The 16053-nt window shown below is 57.0% G+C and carries 13 protein-coding genes and 1 pseudogene; 10 read left to right on the top strand and 4 right to left on the bottom strand.

Translation table 11 applies throughout. From position 1 onward, the window contains the following. The first annotated feature begins 135 nt into the window (after positions 1-135). From ACYASS_RS21045 to selO, 5 genes and pseudogenes are all read left to right on the top strand, one after another. Positions 136-346, top strand: a pseudogene (locus ACYASS_RS21045) (DUF6124 family protein). Positions 347-573: 227 nt separating this feature from the next. Further along, complete coding sequence (locus ACYASS_RS21040) at positions 574-2376, top strand: acyl-CoA dehydrogenase (protein WP_463587542.1); 1803 nt, start codon at positions 574-576, stop codon at positions 2374-2376. A 448-nt stretch (positions 2377-2824) separates the two neighbouring features. Next, positions 2825-4567 (top strand): potassium/proton antiporter, encoded by a 1743-nt coding sequence (locus ACYASS_RS21035; RefSeq protein WP_122664225.1) that lies wholly within the window; start codon positions 2825-2827, stop codon positions 4565-4567. A gap of 35 nt (positions 4568-4602) precedes the next feature. Next, positions 4603-7980: a mechanosensitive channel MscK gene (mscK, locus tag ACYASS_RS21030; RefSeq protein ID WP_463587541.1), complete on the top strand. Its 3378-nt coding sequence runs from the start codon at positions 4603-4605 to the stop codon at positions 7978-7980. A 173-nt stretch (positions 7981-8153) separates the two neighbouring features. Then, a complete protein-coding gene (gene selO, locus ACYASS_RS21025) occupies positions 8154-9617 on the top strand; it encodes a protein adenylyltransferase SelO (protein ID WP_463587540.1) in 1464 nt (487 codons plus the stop codon). Here selO and ACYASS_RS21020 read toward each other — a convergent pair. From ACYASS_RS21020 to ACYASS_RS21010, 3 genes are all read right to left on the bottom strand, one after another. Beyond that, positions 9556-10458, bottom strand: coding sequence for a hypothetical protein (locus ACYASS_RS21020; RefSeq protein ID WP_463587539.1), 903 nt, complete (start codon positions 10456-10458; stop codon positions 9556-9558). The genes selO and ACYASS_RS21020 overlap by 62 nt on opposite strands. A gap of 96 nt (positions 10459-10554) precedes the next feature. Next, positions 10555-10989: a hypothetical protein gene (locus ACYASS_RS21015; protein ID WP_463587538.1), complete on the bottom strand. Its 435-nt coding sequence runs from the start codon at positions 10987-10989 to the stop codon at positions 10555-10557. Positions 10990-11359: 370 nt separating this feature from the next. Further along, the gene (locus tag ACYASS_RS21010; RefSeq protein WP_463587537.1) at positions 11360-12055 is read right to left on the bottom strand and encodes an aspartate/glutamate racemase family protein; all 696 of its coding nucleotides are present in this window, start codon (positions 12053-12055) and stop codon (positions 11360-11362) included. A 119-nt stretch (positions 12056-12174) separates the two neighbouring features. On the opposite strand from ACYASS_RS21010, the gene trxC reads away from it, so the two are divergent. Together trxC and ACYASS_RS21000 are read left to right on the top strand one after the other, a co-directional pair. After that, a complete protein-coding gene (gene trxC, locus ACYASS_RS21005) occupies positions 12175-12609 on the top strand; it encodes a thioredoxin TrxC (RefSeq protein ID WP_463587536.1) in 435 nt (144 codons plus the stop codon). Positions 12610-12744: 135 nt separating this feature from the next. Continuing rightward, positions 12745-13143, top strand: coding sequence for a PAAR domain-containing protein (locus ACYASS_RS21000; protein WP_463587535.1), 399 nt, complete (start codon positions 12745-12747; stop codon positions 13141-13143). 106 nt (positions 13144-13249) lie between these two features. Here ACYASS_RS21000 and ACYASS_RS20995 read toward each other — a convergent pair whose 3' ends face one another. Continuing rightward, the gene (locus ACYASS_RS20995) at positions 13250-14023 is read right to left on the bottom strand and encodes a ParA family protein (protein WP_463587534.1); all 774 of its coding nucleotides are present in this window, start codon (positions 14021-14023) and stop codon (positions 13250-13252) included. 275 nt (positions 14024-14298) lie between these two features. On the opposite strand from ACYASS_RS20995, the gene ACYASS_RS20990 reads away from it, so the two are divergent. From ACYASS_RS20990 to ACYASS_RS20980, 3 genes are read left to right on the top strand one after another with little or no spacing between them, the layout of a single operon-like run. Continuing rightward, entirely contained in the window at positions 14299-15021 is a 723-nt protein-coding gene (locus tag ACYASS_RS20990) for a beta-ketoacyl synthase chain length factor (RefSeq protein WP_463587533.1), read from the top strand. Beyond that, complete coding sequence (locus ACYASS_RS20985; protein ID WP_463587532.1) at positions 14997-15809, top strand: lysophospholipid acyltransferase family protein; 813 nt, start codon at positions 14997-14999, stop codon at positions 15807-15809. Before ACYASS_RS20990 ends, ACYASS_RS20985 begins: the two co-directional genes overlap by 25 nt. Beyond that, a complete protein-coding gene (locus ACYASS_RS20980; protein WP_027901954.1) occupies positions 15784-16044 on the top strand; it encodes a phosphopantetheine-binding protein in 261 nt (86 codons plus the stop codon). The genes ACYASS_RS20985 and ACYASS_RS20980 overlap by 26 nt, the downstream gene beginning before the upstream one ends. The last annotated feature ends 9 nt before the right edge of the window (positions 16045-16053 follow it).

Below are 16053 nucleotides of genomic sequence, written 5' to 3'. Positions count from 1 at the left end.
ATGGCGGCTTTGCGTGGGGCACTTTCGAGTGCGCCGGTTTTGGTAAGTGTTTCCCGGTCTGCTAACCCGCGACAAAGCCGCCACCCTCAATTGTTTAGCAGCGATTGCGAGTGGCTCAATTAAGGAACACTTACAATGACAACAGTAACGCCAGCTCCACCGCAAAAAAACCTCGAACAATCCCTGCTCCACATCTCCGACCTGCTGCGTTGCGCAGCCGCCACCGCCTACGAATCCGGCGACAGCCTCAACGGCCCGAAACGCGACCTGGCCTTCTCCGTCGTTCACCTGATGGCATGCCCGGGCCGAAGTGGATCGCTCTTTGGCGGGAGTTGAAGCTCGATAAACGCAAGCCAGACAGGTCGTCTCGGCAACAAGTTGCCTCCTACCTGACACGACGCTATTCGGTAGGAGCGAACTTGTTCGCGAGACGTCGGTAATCACGCCCAATGAGCCGCGCCTGCCAAGCAGCCGCACGCCTGCTTTCCCCCACCATCACCCAAATCAATCATCCTGTGCAGCCCAAGAACACGCGCCTAGACTCAACCTATTTCAACAAAAAGGTACAGGGTCATGTCCGAATTGCTGCTCAGTTCCCGCAATCTGGCGTTCGAGCTTTATGAAGTGCTGGATGCCGAAGCGCTGACCCAACGCGAACGGTTTGCCGAGCACAATAGGGAGACGTTCGATGCCGCGATTGGCACGGCGCGCACCGTCGCTGAGAAGTACTTCGCGCCGCACAACCGCAAAGCTGATGAAAACGAGCCGCGCTATGAAAATGGCGAAGCGGTTCTGATTCCCGAGGTAAAACCTGCCGTTGATGCTTTTCTCGAGGCGGGTTTCCTGAATGCAACACGCAGCTTTGAAGACGGCGGCATGCAATTACCGACGCTGTTATCCCAAGCCTGTTTTGCACATTTCCAGGCCGCTAACGCAGGCTCTACGGCTTATCCGTTCCTGACCATGGGCGCGGCAAACCTGATCGAAAGTTTTGGCAGCGAAGAGCAGAAAAATCGTTTCCTGCAACCGATGATCGAGGGCCGTTTCTTCGGCACCATGGCGTTAACCGAACCCCACGCTGGCTCATCCCTTTCAGATATTCGCACCCGTGCTGAACCCCACGAGGACGGCAGCTATCGTCTGCGGGGCAACAAGATTTTCATCTCCGGCGGCGATCATCAATTGTCGGAAAACATCGTGCATATGGTGCTCGCCAAGCTGCCGGATGCACCTGCCGGTGTGAAAGGTATTTCGCTGTTTATCGTACCCAAGTTCCTCGTCAACGATGACGGCAGCCTTGGCCCCCACAACGATGTGATTCTGGCAGGGCTGTTCCACAAGATGGGATGGCGCGGCACCACTTCAACAGCACTTAACTTCGGCGATAACGGTCAGTGTGTTGGCTATCTGGTGGGTAAACCTCATCAGGGCCTGAACTGCATGTTCCAGATGATGAACGAGGCGCGTATTGGCGTCGGTATGGGCGCTGTCATGCTCGGTTACGCGGGCTATCTATACTCGCTGGACTACGCTCGCGAGCGACCACAGGGTCGGCTGCCAGACAGCAAAAACCCTGAAAGCGTGCCAGTGCCCATCATCCAGCACGCCGACGTCAAACGCATGCTGCTAACCCAGAAAGCCTATGTCGAAGGCGCTTTCGATCTGGGGCTATACGCCGCTCGGCTATTTGACGACACCACGACTGGCAAAACCGAAGAGGCTCGCCAGTGGGCTCAACAATTACTGGACTTGCTCACGCCTATCGTTAAAGCCTGGCCGTCGGAGTTCTGCCTGAAAGCCAACGAGCTGGCGATCCAGATACTGGGAGGTCATGGCTATACCCGGGAATATCCGGTAGAGCAGTATTACCGCGACAACCGCCTGAACCCGATCCACGAGGGCACCAACGGTATTCAGTCACTGGATCTGCTGGGCCGCAAGCTTGCGCAAAATGGCGGCGCGGGCCTCAAGCAGTTGCTGCGGCTGATTGCCGATACCAGTCAACGCGCCCAGCCCCATGAAGCACTAACTGAACTGCGCCAGCCACTGGAACAACTGGTCGCACGCCTGCAAGCCGTGACCCTCGGCCTGCTGGGCGATCTGGCGTTGGGGAAAGTGAACACGACCCTGGCCAATTCGGCGCTGTACCTCAAGGTTTTCGGGCACACCGTGATTGGCTGGCGCTGGCTGGAGCAGGCGATACACGCACAACAGGGCCTGGCGACGGGCAACCCGGCAGACAAGGATTTTTACCTAGGAAAACTTCAGGCTGCGCGTTACTTCCTGACCTGGGAAGTGCCAGGTTGTCATCACGAACTGGCGATTCTGGAAGCGCGTGACGGGACATGCCTGAACATGCACGAAGCCTGGTTTTAGGGGGACACCGCGTACTCTGCGGGAGGCGGGTTCACTCCCGGGGGCATGCCGATGACGCGGTATGCCTGGAGTTAAATGCTTTTCTGTAGGAGCTGCCGAAAGCTGCGAAGCATTTATCCTGACGCACCGCAATCGCAGCCTTCGGCTCCTACAGAAAATGCATTTCAATCCAGTAGGCGAAGCGGATTTCCATACTGTGCAGGTCCGACGCCTCGCCAACAAGTTGGCTCCTACACGTCACCGGTTGCTTCACGGCAGCGCCTTACCAGGGACACGTGGCAGCCCTCCTACAGTTCAAGCCATCTATTGAACATCCTGTTCAGCCAATCAACAGCAATGCTTTGACAGCCAACCAATTCAACAGGTTAGAATCCGTTGGCACGGTGACTGCATGGTCATTCATCTGCCCCTTTCTTTTTTTATCATTTTTCTGCCTGGAGTAATGCCCTTGGATGCCACGACCATCAACAGCCTGTTCTTGATCGGCGCGTTGCTGGTGGGTGCAAGCATTCTGGTCAGCTCGCTTTCTTCGCGCCTGGGCATCCCGATTCTGGTCATCATCCTTGCGGTCGGCATGGTCGCGGGCGTAGACGGCGGCGGGATTATTTTTGATAACTACGCCACCGCTTATCTGGTGGGCAATCTCGCGCTGGCTGTGATTCTGCTCGACGGCGGCCTTCGTACAAGGGTCTCCAGTTTCCGCGTCGCGTTGTGGCCAGCGCTGTCTCTGGCGACGGTTGGGGTCCTGATTACTACGGCTCTGACAGGCATGGTCGCGGCCTGGCTGTTCAATTTGAACATGATCCAGGGCTTGCTGATCGGCGCCATTGTCGGCTCCACGGACGCTGCCGCGGTGTTCTCGCTGCTGGGCGGCAAAGGCCTGAACGAACGGGTCACCGCGAGCCTGGAAATCGAATCCGGCAGTAACGACCCGATGGCGGTGTTCCTCACGGTGACGCTGATCGGCATGCTTGCCAACGGCCAGACCAGCCTCGAATGGAGTCTGTTGACCCACCTGATTCGCGAATTCGGCATCGGCGGCGTCATCGGTCTGGGCGGCGGCTGGGTCATGTTGCAGTTGGTCAACCGCATAAATCTGGCTGCCGGCCTGTATCCGATTCTGGTGATCGCCGGTGGATTGGCGGTCTTTGCCCTGACCAACGCCGTCCACGGCAGCGGTTTTCTGGCGGTTTACCTCTGCGGACTGGTCATGGGTAACCGCCCGATCCGCAGCCGCCACGGTATTTTGCACATGCTTGACGGCATGGCATGGCTGGCCCAGATCGGTATGTTTCTGGTGCTGGGTCTGCTGGTCACGCCGCACGACCTGCTGCCGATCGCAATCCCGGCATTGGGTCTGGCGCTGTGGATGATCCTCGTTGCGCGACCTCTCTCGGTACTCGTCGGGTTGTTGCCGTTCAAGGCGTTCCATGGCCGTGAAAAAGCCTTCATTGCGTGGGTCGGCTTGCGTGGCGCAGTACCGATCATTCTGGCGGTGTTCCCGCTGATGGCTAACCTGCCCAATGCGCAGCTGTACTTCAATCTGGCGTTCTTTATCGTGCTGGTCTCTCTCCTCGTGCAAGGCACCAGCCTGCCTTGGATGGCCAAGCTGCTCAAGGTCACGGTTCCGCCTGAGCCTGCGCCGATTTCCCGAGCGCCACTGGAAGTTCATGTCACCAGCGAATGGGAGCTGTTCGTCTACCGCCTCGGCGCTGAAAAATGGTGTATCGGCGCCGCCTTGCGCGAGCTGAAAATGCCTGAAGGCACACGTATCGCAGCCTTGTTCCGGGGCCAGCAACTGCTCCACCCGTCGGGTAGTACAACCCTGGAAGTGGGTGATTTGCTCTGCGTCATCGGCCACGAACATGACCTCCCAGCCTTGGGCAAGCTTTTCAGCCAGGCTCCGCAGCGCGGTCTCGACCTGCGTTTCTTTGGCGACTTTGTGCTGGAGGGCGACGCCCAGCTCAGCGCCGTAGCGGCTTTGTATGGCCTGAAGCTGGATGGCCAGGACGGCAACATGCCGCTGAGCCAGTTCATCGTGCAGAAGAATCGTGGCGAGCCGGTTGTCGGTGACCAGATCGAATGGAATGGAACTATTTGGACAGTTGCGGTGATGGAGGGGAACAAGATCCTCAAAGTCGGCGTCAGATTCCCGGAAGGAAGCAACCCGGGCCCTGGGTTGTTCCTCTAAACTGCCCTTCTATTCGATCAGCTCGACCGGTGTCTATGTTGCCCCTGCGTACTTTTTTTGCTGCCATTGTGCTCGGCCTTTGCCTGTCTTCTTTCCCGGTGCTCGCCGCCGACCCGCCTACACGCGAGGTGGTACAGCAGAGTCTGGACAAGATAGCCGACCGCAAACTGCCGGACGCTGACCAAAAAGCCCTGCAGCAAGTGCTGGAACAGACCCTTGGCTTTATCGACAGCAAGCGGGACTACGATCAAAAGCTCACAGCACTCAAGCAACAATTGGCCGATGCGCCGAAGCAGATCGCGGAAAACCAGCGAGAACTGACGCGACTGAAGGGCAGCAGGATCATCCCCGTCGCCCAACGTTACGGCAGCCTTGATGTTCCGCAACTGGAAAACATGCTCAGCGAGCGCAGCACTCAGCAAGGCGAACTGCAAAAAGCCCTGAGCGACGCCAGCAGTATGGTGATCACCGCCCAGACCCGTCCCGAGCGGGCTCAAGCCGAGATCAGCAACAATCAGAACCGTATCCAGCAAATCAACAACACCCTCAAGCTGGGCAAAGACAACGGTAAAAACGTCAGCGCCGACCAACGCAATCAGCTAAACGCTGAACTGGCATCAATCAACGCCTTGAACGTCTTGCGTCGCCAGGAACTGGCCGGCAACAGCCAGTTGCAGGATCTGGGTAACAGCCAGCACGACTTGCTGGTGGAGAAGGTCAGCCGCCAGGAGCAGGAAATCCAGGAGCTGCAAAACCTGATCAACGACAAGCGTCGCGCCCAGTCGCAACAGACGGTGACGCAGCTGTCTCTGGAAGCCCAAAAAGCTGGAAGCAGCAGCCTGCTGGCGACCGAAAGCGCTGCCAACCTGAAGCTGTCCGACTACCTGTTACGTGGCACCGACCGCCTTAACGAACTGACCCAGCAAAACCTCAAGACCAAACAACAGCTGGATAATCTGACCCAGACCGATCAGGCCCTGGACGAGCAGATCAACGTGCTGCGCGGCAGCCTGTTGCTGTCAAAGATTCTCTACAAACAGAAGCAGTCATTGCCGCACTTGCAGCTCGACAAAGGCCTGGCGGACGAAATCGCAGACATCCGCCTGTATCAGTTCGAGGTCAATCAGCAACGTGAATTGATGAGCAGCCCGGTCGCCTACGTTGAAAAACTGCTGGCCACGCAACCGCCGGAAGACATTACTCCGCAACTGCGTAAAACCCTGCTGGACCTAGCCGTAACCCGCAGCGACCTGCTGGAGCGTCTGAACCGCGAACTCAGCGCGTTGCTCAATGAATCCATTACGTTGCAGCTCAACCAGAAGCAGTTGGTCAGTACGGCGATCAGCCTGCGCTCAACGCTGGATGAGCAAATGTTCTGGATCCCCAGCAACAAGCCGCTCGACATCGAATGGTTTCAGGGCATCTGGCCGCGCCTGCAGAAACAGGTCGCAACCTTGCCGGTGGCCTCAAGCGTCAGCGAGCTTAGCGATGGCCTGACTCAGCGCCCGCTCCTGTTCCTGCCGCTGCTGCTGTTGATCGGTGTGCTGACCTGGAGGCGCAAAGCGCTCTACAACAAGCTCAACAAACTGCATGCCGACATTGGCCATTTCAAGCGTGACAGCCAGTTGCAGACACCGCTGGCGATTCTGATCAATATCCTGCTGGCGATGCCAGTGGCGCTGGCACTGGCGCTGTGTGGTTATGCCTTGCAGATCGATGCGCGAGGGCAAAATGCCAACCTGGGCGAAGCCTTGCTGCAAATCGCACTGGCATGGCTGGTGTTCTATACCGCTTACCGGATTCTCGCGCCGGGTGGCGTAGCCCAGCTGCATTTCCGCTGGGAAAAAGCTCAGGTCGAATTCCTGCAACGCTGGATACGCAGACTTGGCCTGGTAGTGCTGGCACTGGTGGCGGTAGTCGCCGTGGCGGAGCATCAACCTGCAGCGCTGGCCGATGATGTACTGGGCATTGGCGTGGTGCTGACTTGCTATGCACTGATGGCCTTACTGCTGTGCCGGTTGCTGTTGATCAGCCCGAGCAATCACAACGCCTCGCTGTTCCGCAAAACCATGGGCCTGGCCTTCACAGCACTGCCTATCGCGTTGTTTGTCGCAGTCTGCTTCGGCTACTACTACACCGCGCTGAAGCTCAGTGACCGGTTGATCGACACCTTGTATCTCATGATGCTCTGGCTGGTGATCGAAGCGACTTTCGTGCGCGGGCTGAGTGTTGCCGCACGCCGTCTGGCCTATCAGCGAGCGCTGGCTAAACGTCAGGCCGCCAAAGAAGCTGGCGATGGTGACGCCGTCGTGGAGGAACCGACGCTCGATATCGAACAGGTCAACCAACAGTCGCTGCGTCTGATTCGTCTGGCGCTGCTGGCCGGTTTCGTCGCCGCGCTGTACTGGGTCTGGTCGGACCTGATCACTGTGTTCTCGTATCTGGACAACATCACCCTGTACGAATACACCAGCGGTACGGGTGCAACCATGAGCATGGTGCCGATCAGCCTCGGCGACATGATCGGCGCACTGGTGATCATCGGCATCACCTTTGTGCTGGCGGGTAACCTGCCCGGCCTGCTGGAAGTGCTGGTGCTGTCGCGTTTGAGCCTTGCCCAAGGCAGTGCTTACGCGACCACCACGTTGCTCTCTTACGCCATTGCCGGTATCGGCTTCGTGTCTACGCTGTCAGCGCTTGGCGTGAGCTGGGACAAGCTGCAATGGCTGGTGGCGGCGCTGTCGGTGGGTCTGGGTTTTGGCATGCAGGAGATCTTCGCCAACTTCATCTCAGGCATCATGATCCTGTTCGAACGACCGGTGCGGATTGGCGACACGATCACCATCGGCAACCTGTCGGGCACGGTCAGCAAGATCCGTATCCGCGCTACGACCATTACCGACTTTGATCGCAAGGACATCATTGTCCCGAACAAGACGTTCATTACCGGGCAACTGATCAACTGGTCGCTGACCGATACCATTACCCGCGTCACGCTCAAGCTCGGCGTGGATTATGGCTCTGATCTGGACCTGGTTCGCACCCTGCTGATCAAGGCGGCACGCGATAACCCACGCGTTCTGAAAGACCCCGAGCCGATCGTGTACTTCCTGAACTTCGGCGAGAGCACGCTGGATCATGAGCTGCGCATGCACGTACGTGATCTGGGCGACCGTAACCCGGTGCTCGACGAGATCAACCGCTTCATCAACAAAGAGTTCAAGAAGCAGCACATCAACATCTCGTTCCGGCAGATGGAGGTTTACCTCAAGAACCTGCATGGCCAGGAGTACAAACTGGTGCCTACCGACGAAGAGCCAAAACCAAGCGGGCCACTCAAGCTGGAATCTGCGGAGCCGGTCAAACCCGCGCCGAAAGACCAGCCAGAGCCGCCGGAGCTGCGGCTGGATTAAAGCAAATACCGACCCGTTGGAGCGAGGCTTGCCCGCGAACCAGGCGCCTCGGCAGGCCAGACAAATCGCATTAGCGTTCTTCGCGGGCAAGCCTCGTTCCAACAAACCTGGGAGCGCTGGACGCATCCGGATCAACCCAGCAGAATACTCGGACATTCTGCTGGAGAAGGCCTGTGAAAGCCCTCGACGAACTGACCTTCGACAATCGCTTTGCCCGCCTGGGCGATGCGTTCTCCACTTCGGTCCTGCCTGAACCCATTGCCGAGCCCCGGCTGGTAGTCGCCAGCGATGCAGCTCTGGCCCTGCTCGACCTCGATCCCGCGCAAGCCGAGCTGCCGCTATTTGCCGAAATATTCAGCGGCCACAAACTCTGGGCTGACGCCGATCCGCGGGCGATGGTCTATTCGGGCCATCAATTCGGCTCCTATAACCCACGTCTGGGCGACGGTCGCGGCCTGCTGCTCGGCGAGGCCTATAACGATGCGGGCGAGCACTGGGATTTACATCTCAAAGGAGCCGGACAGACGCCCTACTCGCGCATGGGCGATGGTCGCGCCGTGCTGCGCTCATCGATCCGCGAGTTTCTCGCCTCCGAGGCCCTGTTCGCATTGGGTATCCCGAGCAGCCGCGCAGGTTGCGTGATCGGCTCAAGCACACCGGTATGGCGTGAAAAGCAGGAGCGCGCCGCAATGGTCTTGCGCCTCGCGCAGAGCCATGTGCGCTTTGGCAGCTTCGAGTACTTTTATTACACCAAACAACCCGAGCAGTTGAAGGCGCTCGGCGAACATGTGCTGGCGATGCATTTTCCACAGTGCCTGGAACAGGACGAGCCTTACTTGGCAATGTTCAAGGAAATCGTCGAGCGCAATGCCGAATTGATCGCCAAGTGGCAGGCTTATGGGTTCTGCCACGGCGTGATGAACACCGACAATATGTCGATTCTGGGCATCACCTTCGACTTCGGGCCTTTTGCCTTTCTCGACGATTTCGACCAGAACTTCATCTGCAACCATTCTGATCACGAAGGCCGCTACGCCTTCAGTAATCAAGTGCCCATTGCCCAATGGAACCTGAGCGCACTGGCCCAGGCGCTGACCCCGTTCATTAGCGTTGAAGCCTTGCGTGAGACCATCGGCCTGTTTTTGCCGCTCTATCAGGCTCACTACCTGGACTTGATGCGCCGTCGCCTGGGCCTGACCAGCGGCGAAGACGCTGATGAACAACTGATCAGCGGATTGCTCAAACTGATGCAGAACAGCGGCGTGGATTACACACTGTTCTTCCGTCGCCTTGGCGACGCACCAGCCGCCGAAGCACTGCGGGTGCTACGCGATGACTTCGTCGACATCAAAGGCTTCGACAACTGGGCCGAACAGTATGTCGCGCGCATCAGCCGTGAAGAAAGCGGCACCGATCAGCAACGCCAGACGCGCATGCATGCGGTCAACCCGCTATACATCCTGCGCAACTACCTGGCGCAACAAGCCATCGATGCCGCTGAAAACGGTGATTACGAAGAAGTCCGCCGCCTGCATAAAGTCCTCAGCGATCCGTTCAACGAACAACCGGGTATGGCTAGCTACGCTCAGCGGCCGCCGGAGTGGGGGAAGCACCTGGAGATAAGCTGCTCGTCCTGACGGTGGGTGCCTGTTTTTTGTTCACAGCCATGGAGGCCTCGCCATTGAAGGCCTCGTCGAGAATTCCAGGTTTTTTCTTGTCCCCGGGAAATCCATAGCGGGCGAGAAACTCAAAAAGCGATAACAATTCAAAGTCGCTTTTTTTATCTGTTGAGGTTGGGTCGCTGGCTTCTTTGATTTCGCGCTCTAAACGGCCCTCGTAAATATCGGGGTACTGGGCCTGCTCAATGGGCTCAAGCGTCCGATAGTGAGCCAGCACCTCAGTCAGGAACATGGGCGTTTTGCCGTTATTGGCCGCTGACTCCAGGCGCTCCGGGCCCCATAAAGCGTGATTCCATTTGCGTTCAATTTCACACACAGCACTACAGGCTGCACTTCTTTCGTCCATCGTATACGGTCCCTCATCGTCATAGACAATCAGGTTCAACTGCTCTCTGGAAAGCCCGTCAAAAGGATTTTTAGCACCCACGTGGTTGTGAGCATAACGAGCGACAAACTCAGCGGCCTGACGGGCCCTCTTCAACAGCTCAGGGTCGGTTGTATCGGGAAGCTCGATCTTGTAATCGGCCCTGTCTAGTAGTCGCCAGTTACTCTCAGCTATTTGGCTCATGATACGGCTGGCTTCGGCCCCCAACTGCCGGCGATCCATAGTCTTGTCTCTATGTTCAGCACGTAACGCACTGTCTGCTAGCTGCCGAGAAAGCGTCGATAATGTCGCATTGGCGGATGATGCATCACGGGTTATTGGTTCTTTTTTCTGGAGAGATGCTGATGTTATATCGCCGCTCTGTCTGGTCGAGTTGACGTGAGCGCTGCAGGCACTGTAAACAGTACTAATCATAACTAACCTCTAAGCGATAAGGTATTACAAACACGCCGTCTGGCCACAAGAACTAAATAACAGCCCTGCGACCAGACAACCTATCAATCTGGACTTCTACCTCATCGTGAATTCCACAGCCCAATTGTGATTTGACTGATTAACAGCGGTAATTCTTACTTCACAACGTGCGCCGCCCGTCTCCTCGACACTTTTATTCCACCTTGGCGCACCGTTACGGCCAGGAAGTTTTAAATAGCTGGTTTTAAACCTGCAAACTTTCCTCCCGATCTTGTATTGAAAAATGACCGAGGTCACATCAGCGGTAGGACCTTTGACCCTAAAGAGTCCGGTTGACCGCGACTCGACATGAACAGGTGGCTTTGGATTGGCGTGAGCGTAGGTATACGCACTGATACTCACCGGATCATAGTCCGCAACATCGTCCGAGTTATTCTTGAACGTCACGGTAGCCTCAGGCCCCGCAAGTGCAACACCTGAAACAGCGGCGATAGAAAGCGACGCGAACGCCAACGCATTAATTAATTTCATTTGTTATTTACCTTTATCTATTATTAAAACCTGAGAAAAAGGTAATCATCAAACACAGAAAGTCACAACCATCCGAACGGATAGCCAACGGGAGAAAGCCCGCATTTGCTGGATATTAAAGGCAAGAAAAGAGCAATTTCCGAACATTCTTTATTTACTGTAAGAACTGCCCTACACAACACAATATATAACTACCGCACTTGTCAGCGACCTCTGTACCAGCGCAATAGCACTGCAAACACCGGTTCTGTAGGAGCTGCCGAAGGCTGCGATGGCGATGTGTCAGGATGAATGTTTTCGCAGCCTTCGGCAGCTCCTACAAGAAATGCATTTGGCTGGATGTATGGCGATTTATCTGAAGGGACCAATCCTACAGCTCAAGCAACCACCGCAACCCCATCGCCACATGCTGCTCGGTACTGTCGATCAACGGCAACGGACATTTAACGCTTTCGAGCAGCAAGCCGATTTCCGTACAGCCCAGAATCGCCGCCTCCGCGCCCTGATCGCGCAGCTGTTCAAGCACGCTCAGGTAGTAATCCCGAGCGGGTTGATTGAATTGCCCCAGGCATAACTCGGCAAAGATCACCCGGTCGATCTCGGCCATGGCCTGGGCGTCAGGCAGCAGGCATTCAATGCCGAAGCGCTCGGCAAGGCGGTTGCGATAGAAGTCCTCTTGCATGGTGAAGCGCGTGCCCAGCAGTGCGGCGCGGGACACGCCGGAGGCTTGTAGGGTCTGGCCGACCGCATCGCCGATGTGCAACAGCGGGATGTCCACCGCAGCCTCAATGGCTGGAGCGATTTTGTGCATGGTATTGGTCGCCAGCAACAGCGCGCCCGCGCCAGCTCGTTGCAAACCTTGTGCGACCTGGGCCAGTTGCTCGCCTGCAACGTGCCATTCACCGGACTTTTGCAAAGCAGCGATGCCCGAGAATTCGACTGAATGCAGAAGGATCGGCGCCGAATGGAGGCCGCCCAGCGCATCCCGAACGCCTACATTGAGCCATTTGTAATAGGTGGCGGTGGATTCCCAACTCATTCCGCCTATAACGCCCAGCGTTTTCATGGTTTGCTCCGTCACTGAATCATTGAAACCAGCCTAGGGGCATTAATCTCCCCAAACCAGTTACAGCCAAGTGGGAAGCGAGCAGTACAATCTGCGCGTCACTAGATTTTGGAGGCATCATGTCCGACCCCATGCTGATCCCCTGCCCGCACTGCAACGGGCTTAATCGAATCCCGAACGAGCGCCTGGGCGACCATCCCAAATGTGGCCGCTGCAAACAGCAGGTATTGCTGAGCACGCCGTTCAATCTGACCCAAGGCGATTACGCCAGCCAGATAAAAGGCGACTTGCCGCTGTTGGTGGATGTCTGGGCCCAATGGTGTGGCCCGTGCAAGTCCTTCGCGCCGATTTTCGAGCAGGCGGCCAATGAACTGGCAGGGCGCTGCCGACTGGCCAAACTGGACAGTGAAGCCAATCAGCAGTTGTCCGGGCAATTGGGCATTCGTTCGATCCCAAGCCTGATTTTGTTCCGCAACGGTCAGGAAGTCGCTCGTCAGAGCGGTGCGTTTCCGTTGCAGCAACTGTTGGCGTGGCTGAAAAGCCAGGGTATCTGAGTCGGTCTACGGCAAGGCAGTGACTACGCCTTGCTGATTTTTCCGTAGGGGATTTCCGAAACCGCGATTTGCCCCTCCCGGCTGCGTTATTCAGACCTAGGATTTGAGTCCGACTCGTTTAACGGAAGCAGATCCATGTCCTATGTAGTCAGGGAAGACGATCCAACCACCACCGGTGGTTTTGTATTGAGCGCATCGGCGACACAACTCATGGACCAGCGCAGACTGGCGCGGATGGGTGACCCCGTCTGGTGCCCGGTCTGCGCAACGGTCGGCTACATCGCCCAGGGCAACCCGACCTTCATTGATGAATACATCGCCGTCGCAACCCATGGCCACCACGTTAAATGCGACTGCGCCCCCGGCAGCCATCAGTTGATCGCGACGCAGCAAAGCCTGGCAGCAGATATGGATGCAGCAATTGATATCCCGAAAGGCCTGGCCAAACGGGCAAGGCTTGTCACGGACAGGATGAATGCTGCGGTAAGAGAAGGAGTGAAGCCTGGCGACCTTCGCTCAAGAAGAAAAACCTGACGTCTCAGGCGAATACATTTTCTGTACGAGCTGCCAAAGGCTGCGAGACGTTCCGCCCGGTATACCGCGATCGCAGCCTTCGGCAGCTCCTGCAGGTCTTGATTGCCTAAGCCCTGGTCTCCAGCAAATGATGAAGCTCCACGAACTGCTGGGTCAGTTTGTGGCGGGGCTCAAGGTAGATCAGCGGTTTGCTGGCCTGATGTGATTCGCGCATCTTCACCGAAGCATTCAAATACACCGGCAATACTGGCAACCCCTCTGCAATCAGCTCGTCGAGGATTTGCTGAGGCAGACTGGCCCGCGGCTGGAACTGGTTAACGATGATCCCCTCAACTTGCAGATCTTCGTTGTGATCTTCGCGAAGCTCCTCCACTTCCTTGATCAGCCCGTACAGCGCCTGACGAGAAAAGCTGTCGCAATCGAAAGGGATCAGCACTCGATCTGCGGCGATCAGCGCTGAAACGGCATAGAAGTTAAGCGCAGGGGGTGTATCCAGATAAATCCGCTCGTAATCACCGTCCAGTTCGTCCAGCAACTTGCGGAGCTTATTGATCTTGTGCTTGGCCTCAAGCTTGGGCTGCAAGTCCGCCAATTCCGGGGTGGCCGTTACGACATGGAGGTTATCGAACGGTGTTTCGTAGATATCCACCTGGTTTTTCTTGGCGAATGGACCTGACGAAAGCGTCTGCTTGAAAAAATCCGCAATACCCATAGGGATGTCGTCACCCGTCAAACCGGTGAGGTACTGAGTTGAGTTCGCCTGAGCATCAAGATCGATCAAAAGCGTCCGATACCCTTCATTAGCACTGACGGCTGCCAGGTTGCAGGCAATGCTGGACTTGCCAACGCCACCTTTCTGATTGAAAACCACCCGACGCATGAGTTGACCTCCTTGGTCCCTGAATTGACTACAGGGGAAATAGTGGATGGCTGGAGTCTATGCAATGCACGTGACAAGGGCGAGTGCTACAGCCAGCCGCTAGACAAAATCCGGCTGGAAAAGTGGCAAATTTCTGCATATTTGTTTTTTACAAATTGCTACTCCTCATCCTCATCGGGATAATGCCCGACGTTTGCCCGGAAATACGCACGATCCCGGCAAATTGCCAGCAATATCGCAGTAGCAGTAGCCCGCAGGGGCGGGAAGATAATCCATTGATCACCTTTGACATCGCACAATGGCGCGCCTGGGCACCGGGTTTGACTCAGGTCGACGACTGGCAGCAGTGGAGCCAGCATCCCACGCCTTTGCAGAGCAGCGATGAAGCTCCTGACGTGTCGTTCCTGCCCGCCATGCAGCGTCGACGTCTGGGGCGCCTGGCACGCATGGCATTCGCCGTAGGCTGGCCACTGGCTGAAGGCCACGAGCGTTTGCCCCTGGTGTTCGTGTCACGCCATGGTGAAACGCCGCGCACGTTCGAAATTCTGCGCGACGTCGCGGCCAGCCAACCGCTGTCCCCGACCCAGTTCAGCCTGTCCGTGCACAACGCGGTCATTGGCCTGTGGTCGATCATGCGGGGCGAAACCAGCGAAATGACTGCCCTGGCTGCGGCTGGCGACGGGCTTGAGCACGGCGCGTTCGAAGCGGCCGCACTGCTCGCCGAAGGTGCACCTGCGGTATTGCTGATCGTGACTGAAGAACAACCGCCCCACGCTTATTCAGACTGGATAGATGACGTGCCCTTCCCTTATGCCGTTGGCTTGTTGCTGACGCCGGGAACGGACTGGCAGCTTTCCTTGCAAGACAGCAGCGACAAAACGGTGCCCTGCAGCGAATGGCCCCATGCCTTGAATCTGCTGCGAGCGCTCAACACCCTACAGAACAACTGCCAACACCCTTGGAAGAACCGGTTATGGAACTGGCAACGCAACCACTGAAAAAGCGTCAGGACGCCTATTACTGGCGCCTGTTCGCTACTGCGATGTGTTTTGCCCTGTTCGGGTTGGGCGGGCTATGTTTGCGCTTGCTGTATTTCCCCCTGCTGCGCTGTCTGCCAGGCAATGCCGAGAAAAAACGCCAGCAGGCCAGAAGAACCATCAGCCGTTTGTTCTGGGTGTTTATTCAGCGCATGGCGCGCAGCGGCGTGCTGACTTACGAAGTAGAAGGCGCAGAACGACTGGGGCGCCCCGGCCAGATGATCATTGCCAACCACCCGTCATTAATTGACGTGGTGTTTCTGATCGGGCTGGTGCGCGATGCCAACTGCGTGGTCAAGCACAGCCTCTGGGAAAACCCTTTCACATGCGGCCCGGTGCGGTCGACCGGCTACATCAGCAACGATGGCAGCGCCGAGATGCTGGACACTGCCGCCGATGCATTGCGCAGCGGCCAGACCCTGATCGTTTTCCCGGAAGGCACGCGTACTCAGCCCGGCTGCGCACCAGAATTCCATCGCGGCGCAGCGGCAATTGCGCTAAGAGGTGCCTCAGTGATCACGCCGGTCGTCATTCAGGTCAGCCCGACCACGCTGACCAAGGCCGAACCCTGGTACCGCATCCCTTTGCGTCGTGTGCACTTCAGTTTGCGCGTCGGTGCCGATATAGATCCACACGCCTTTGCTGCGCTTGGCCCGGCGCCTGTCGCGTCGCGCAAGCTCAACGATCACCTGCATCACTATTTCATCAGGGAGCTCGCCTCAGATGAGCGTTCTACATCAAGACATTAAACAGCTGATCATCGACGCCCTGGGCCTCGAAGACATCAGCACCCATGACATCGGCAATGACCAGATCCTCTTCGGTGAAGGTCTGGGTCTTGATTCCGTAGACGCCCTGGAACTGGGCCTGGCCATCCAGAAGCGTTACGGCATCAAGATCGACGCGGACGCCAAAGACACCCGTGATCATTTCACTAGCGTGGACAGCCTTGCGGCGTTCGTCAGCGCACGACAAGCGGCCTGAGGATTTGAC

It is taken from the genome of Pseudomonas sp. HP_14 (assembly GCF_055283875.1).
Note: the sequence above shows the minus strand (reverse complement) of the source record. Positions and strands in the feature narration are given on the sequence as shown.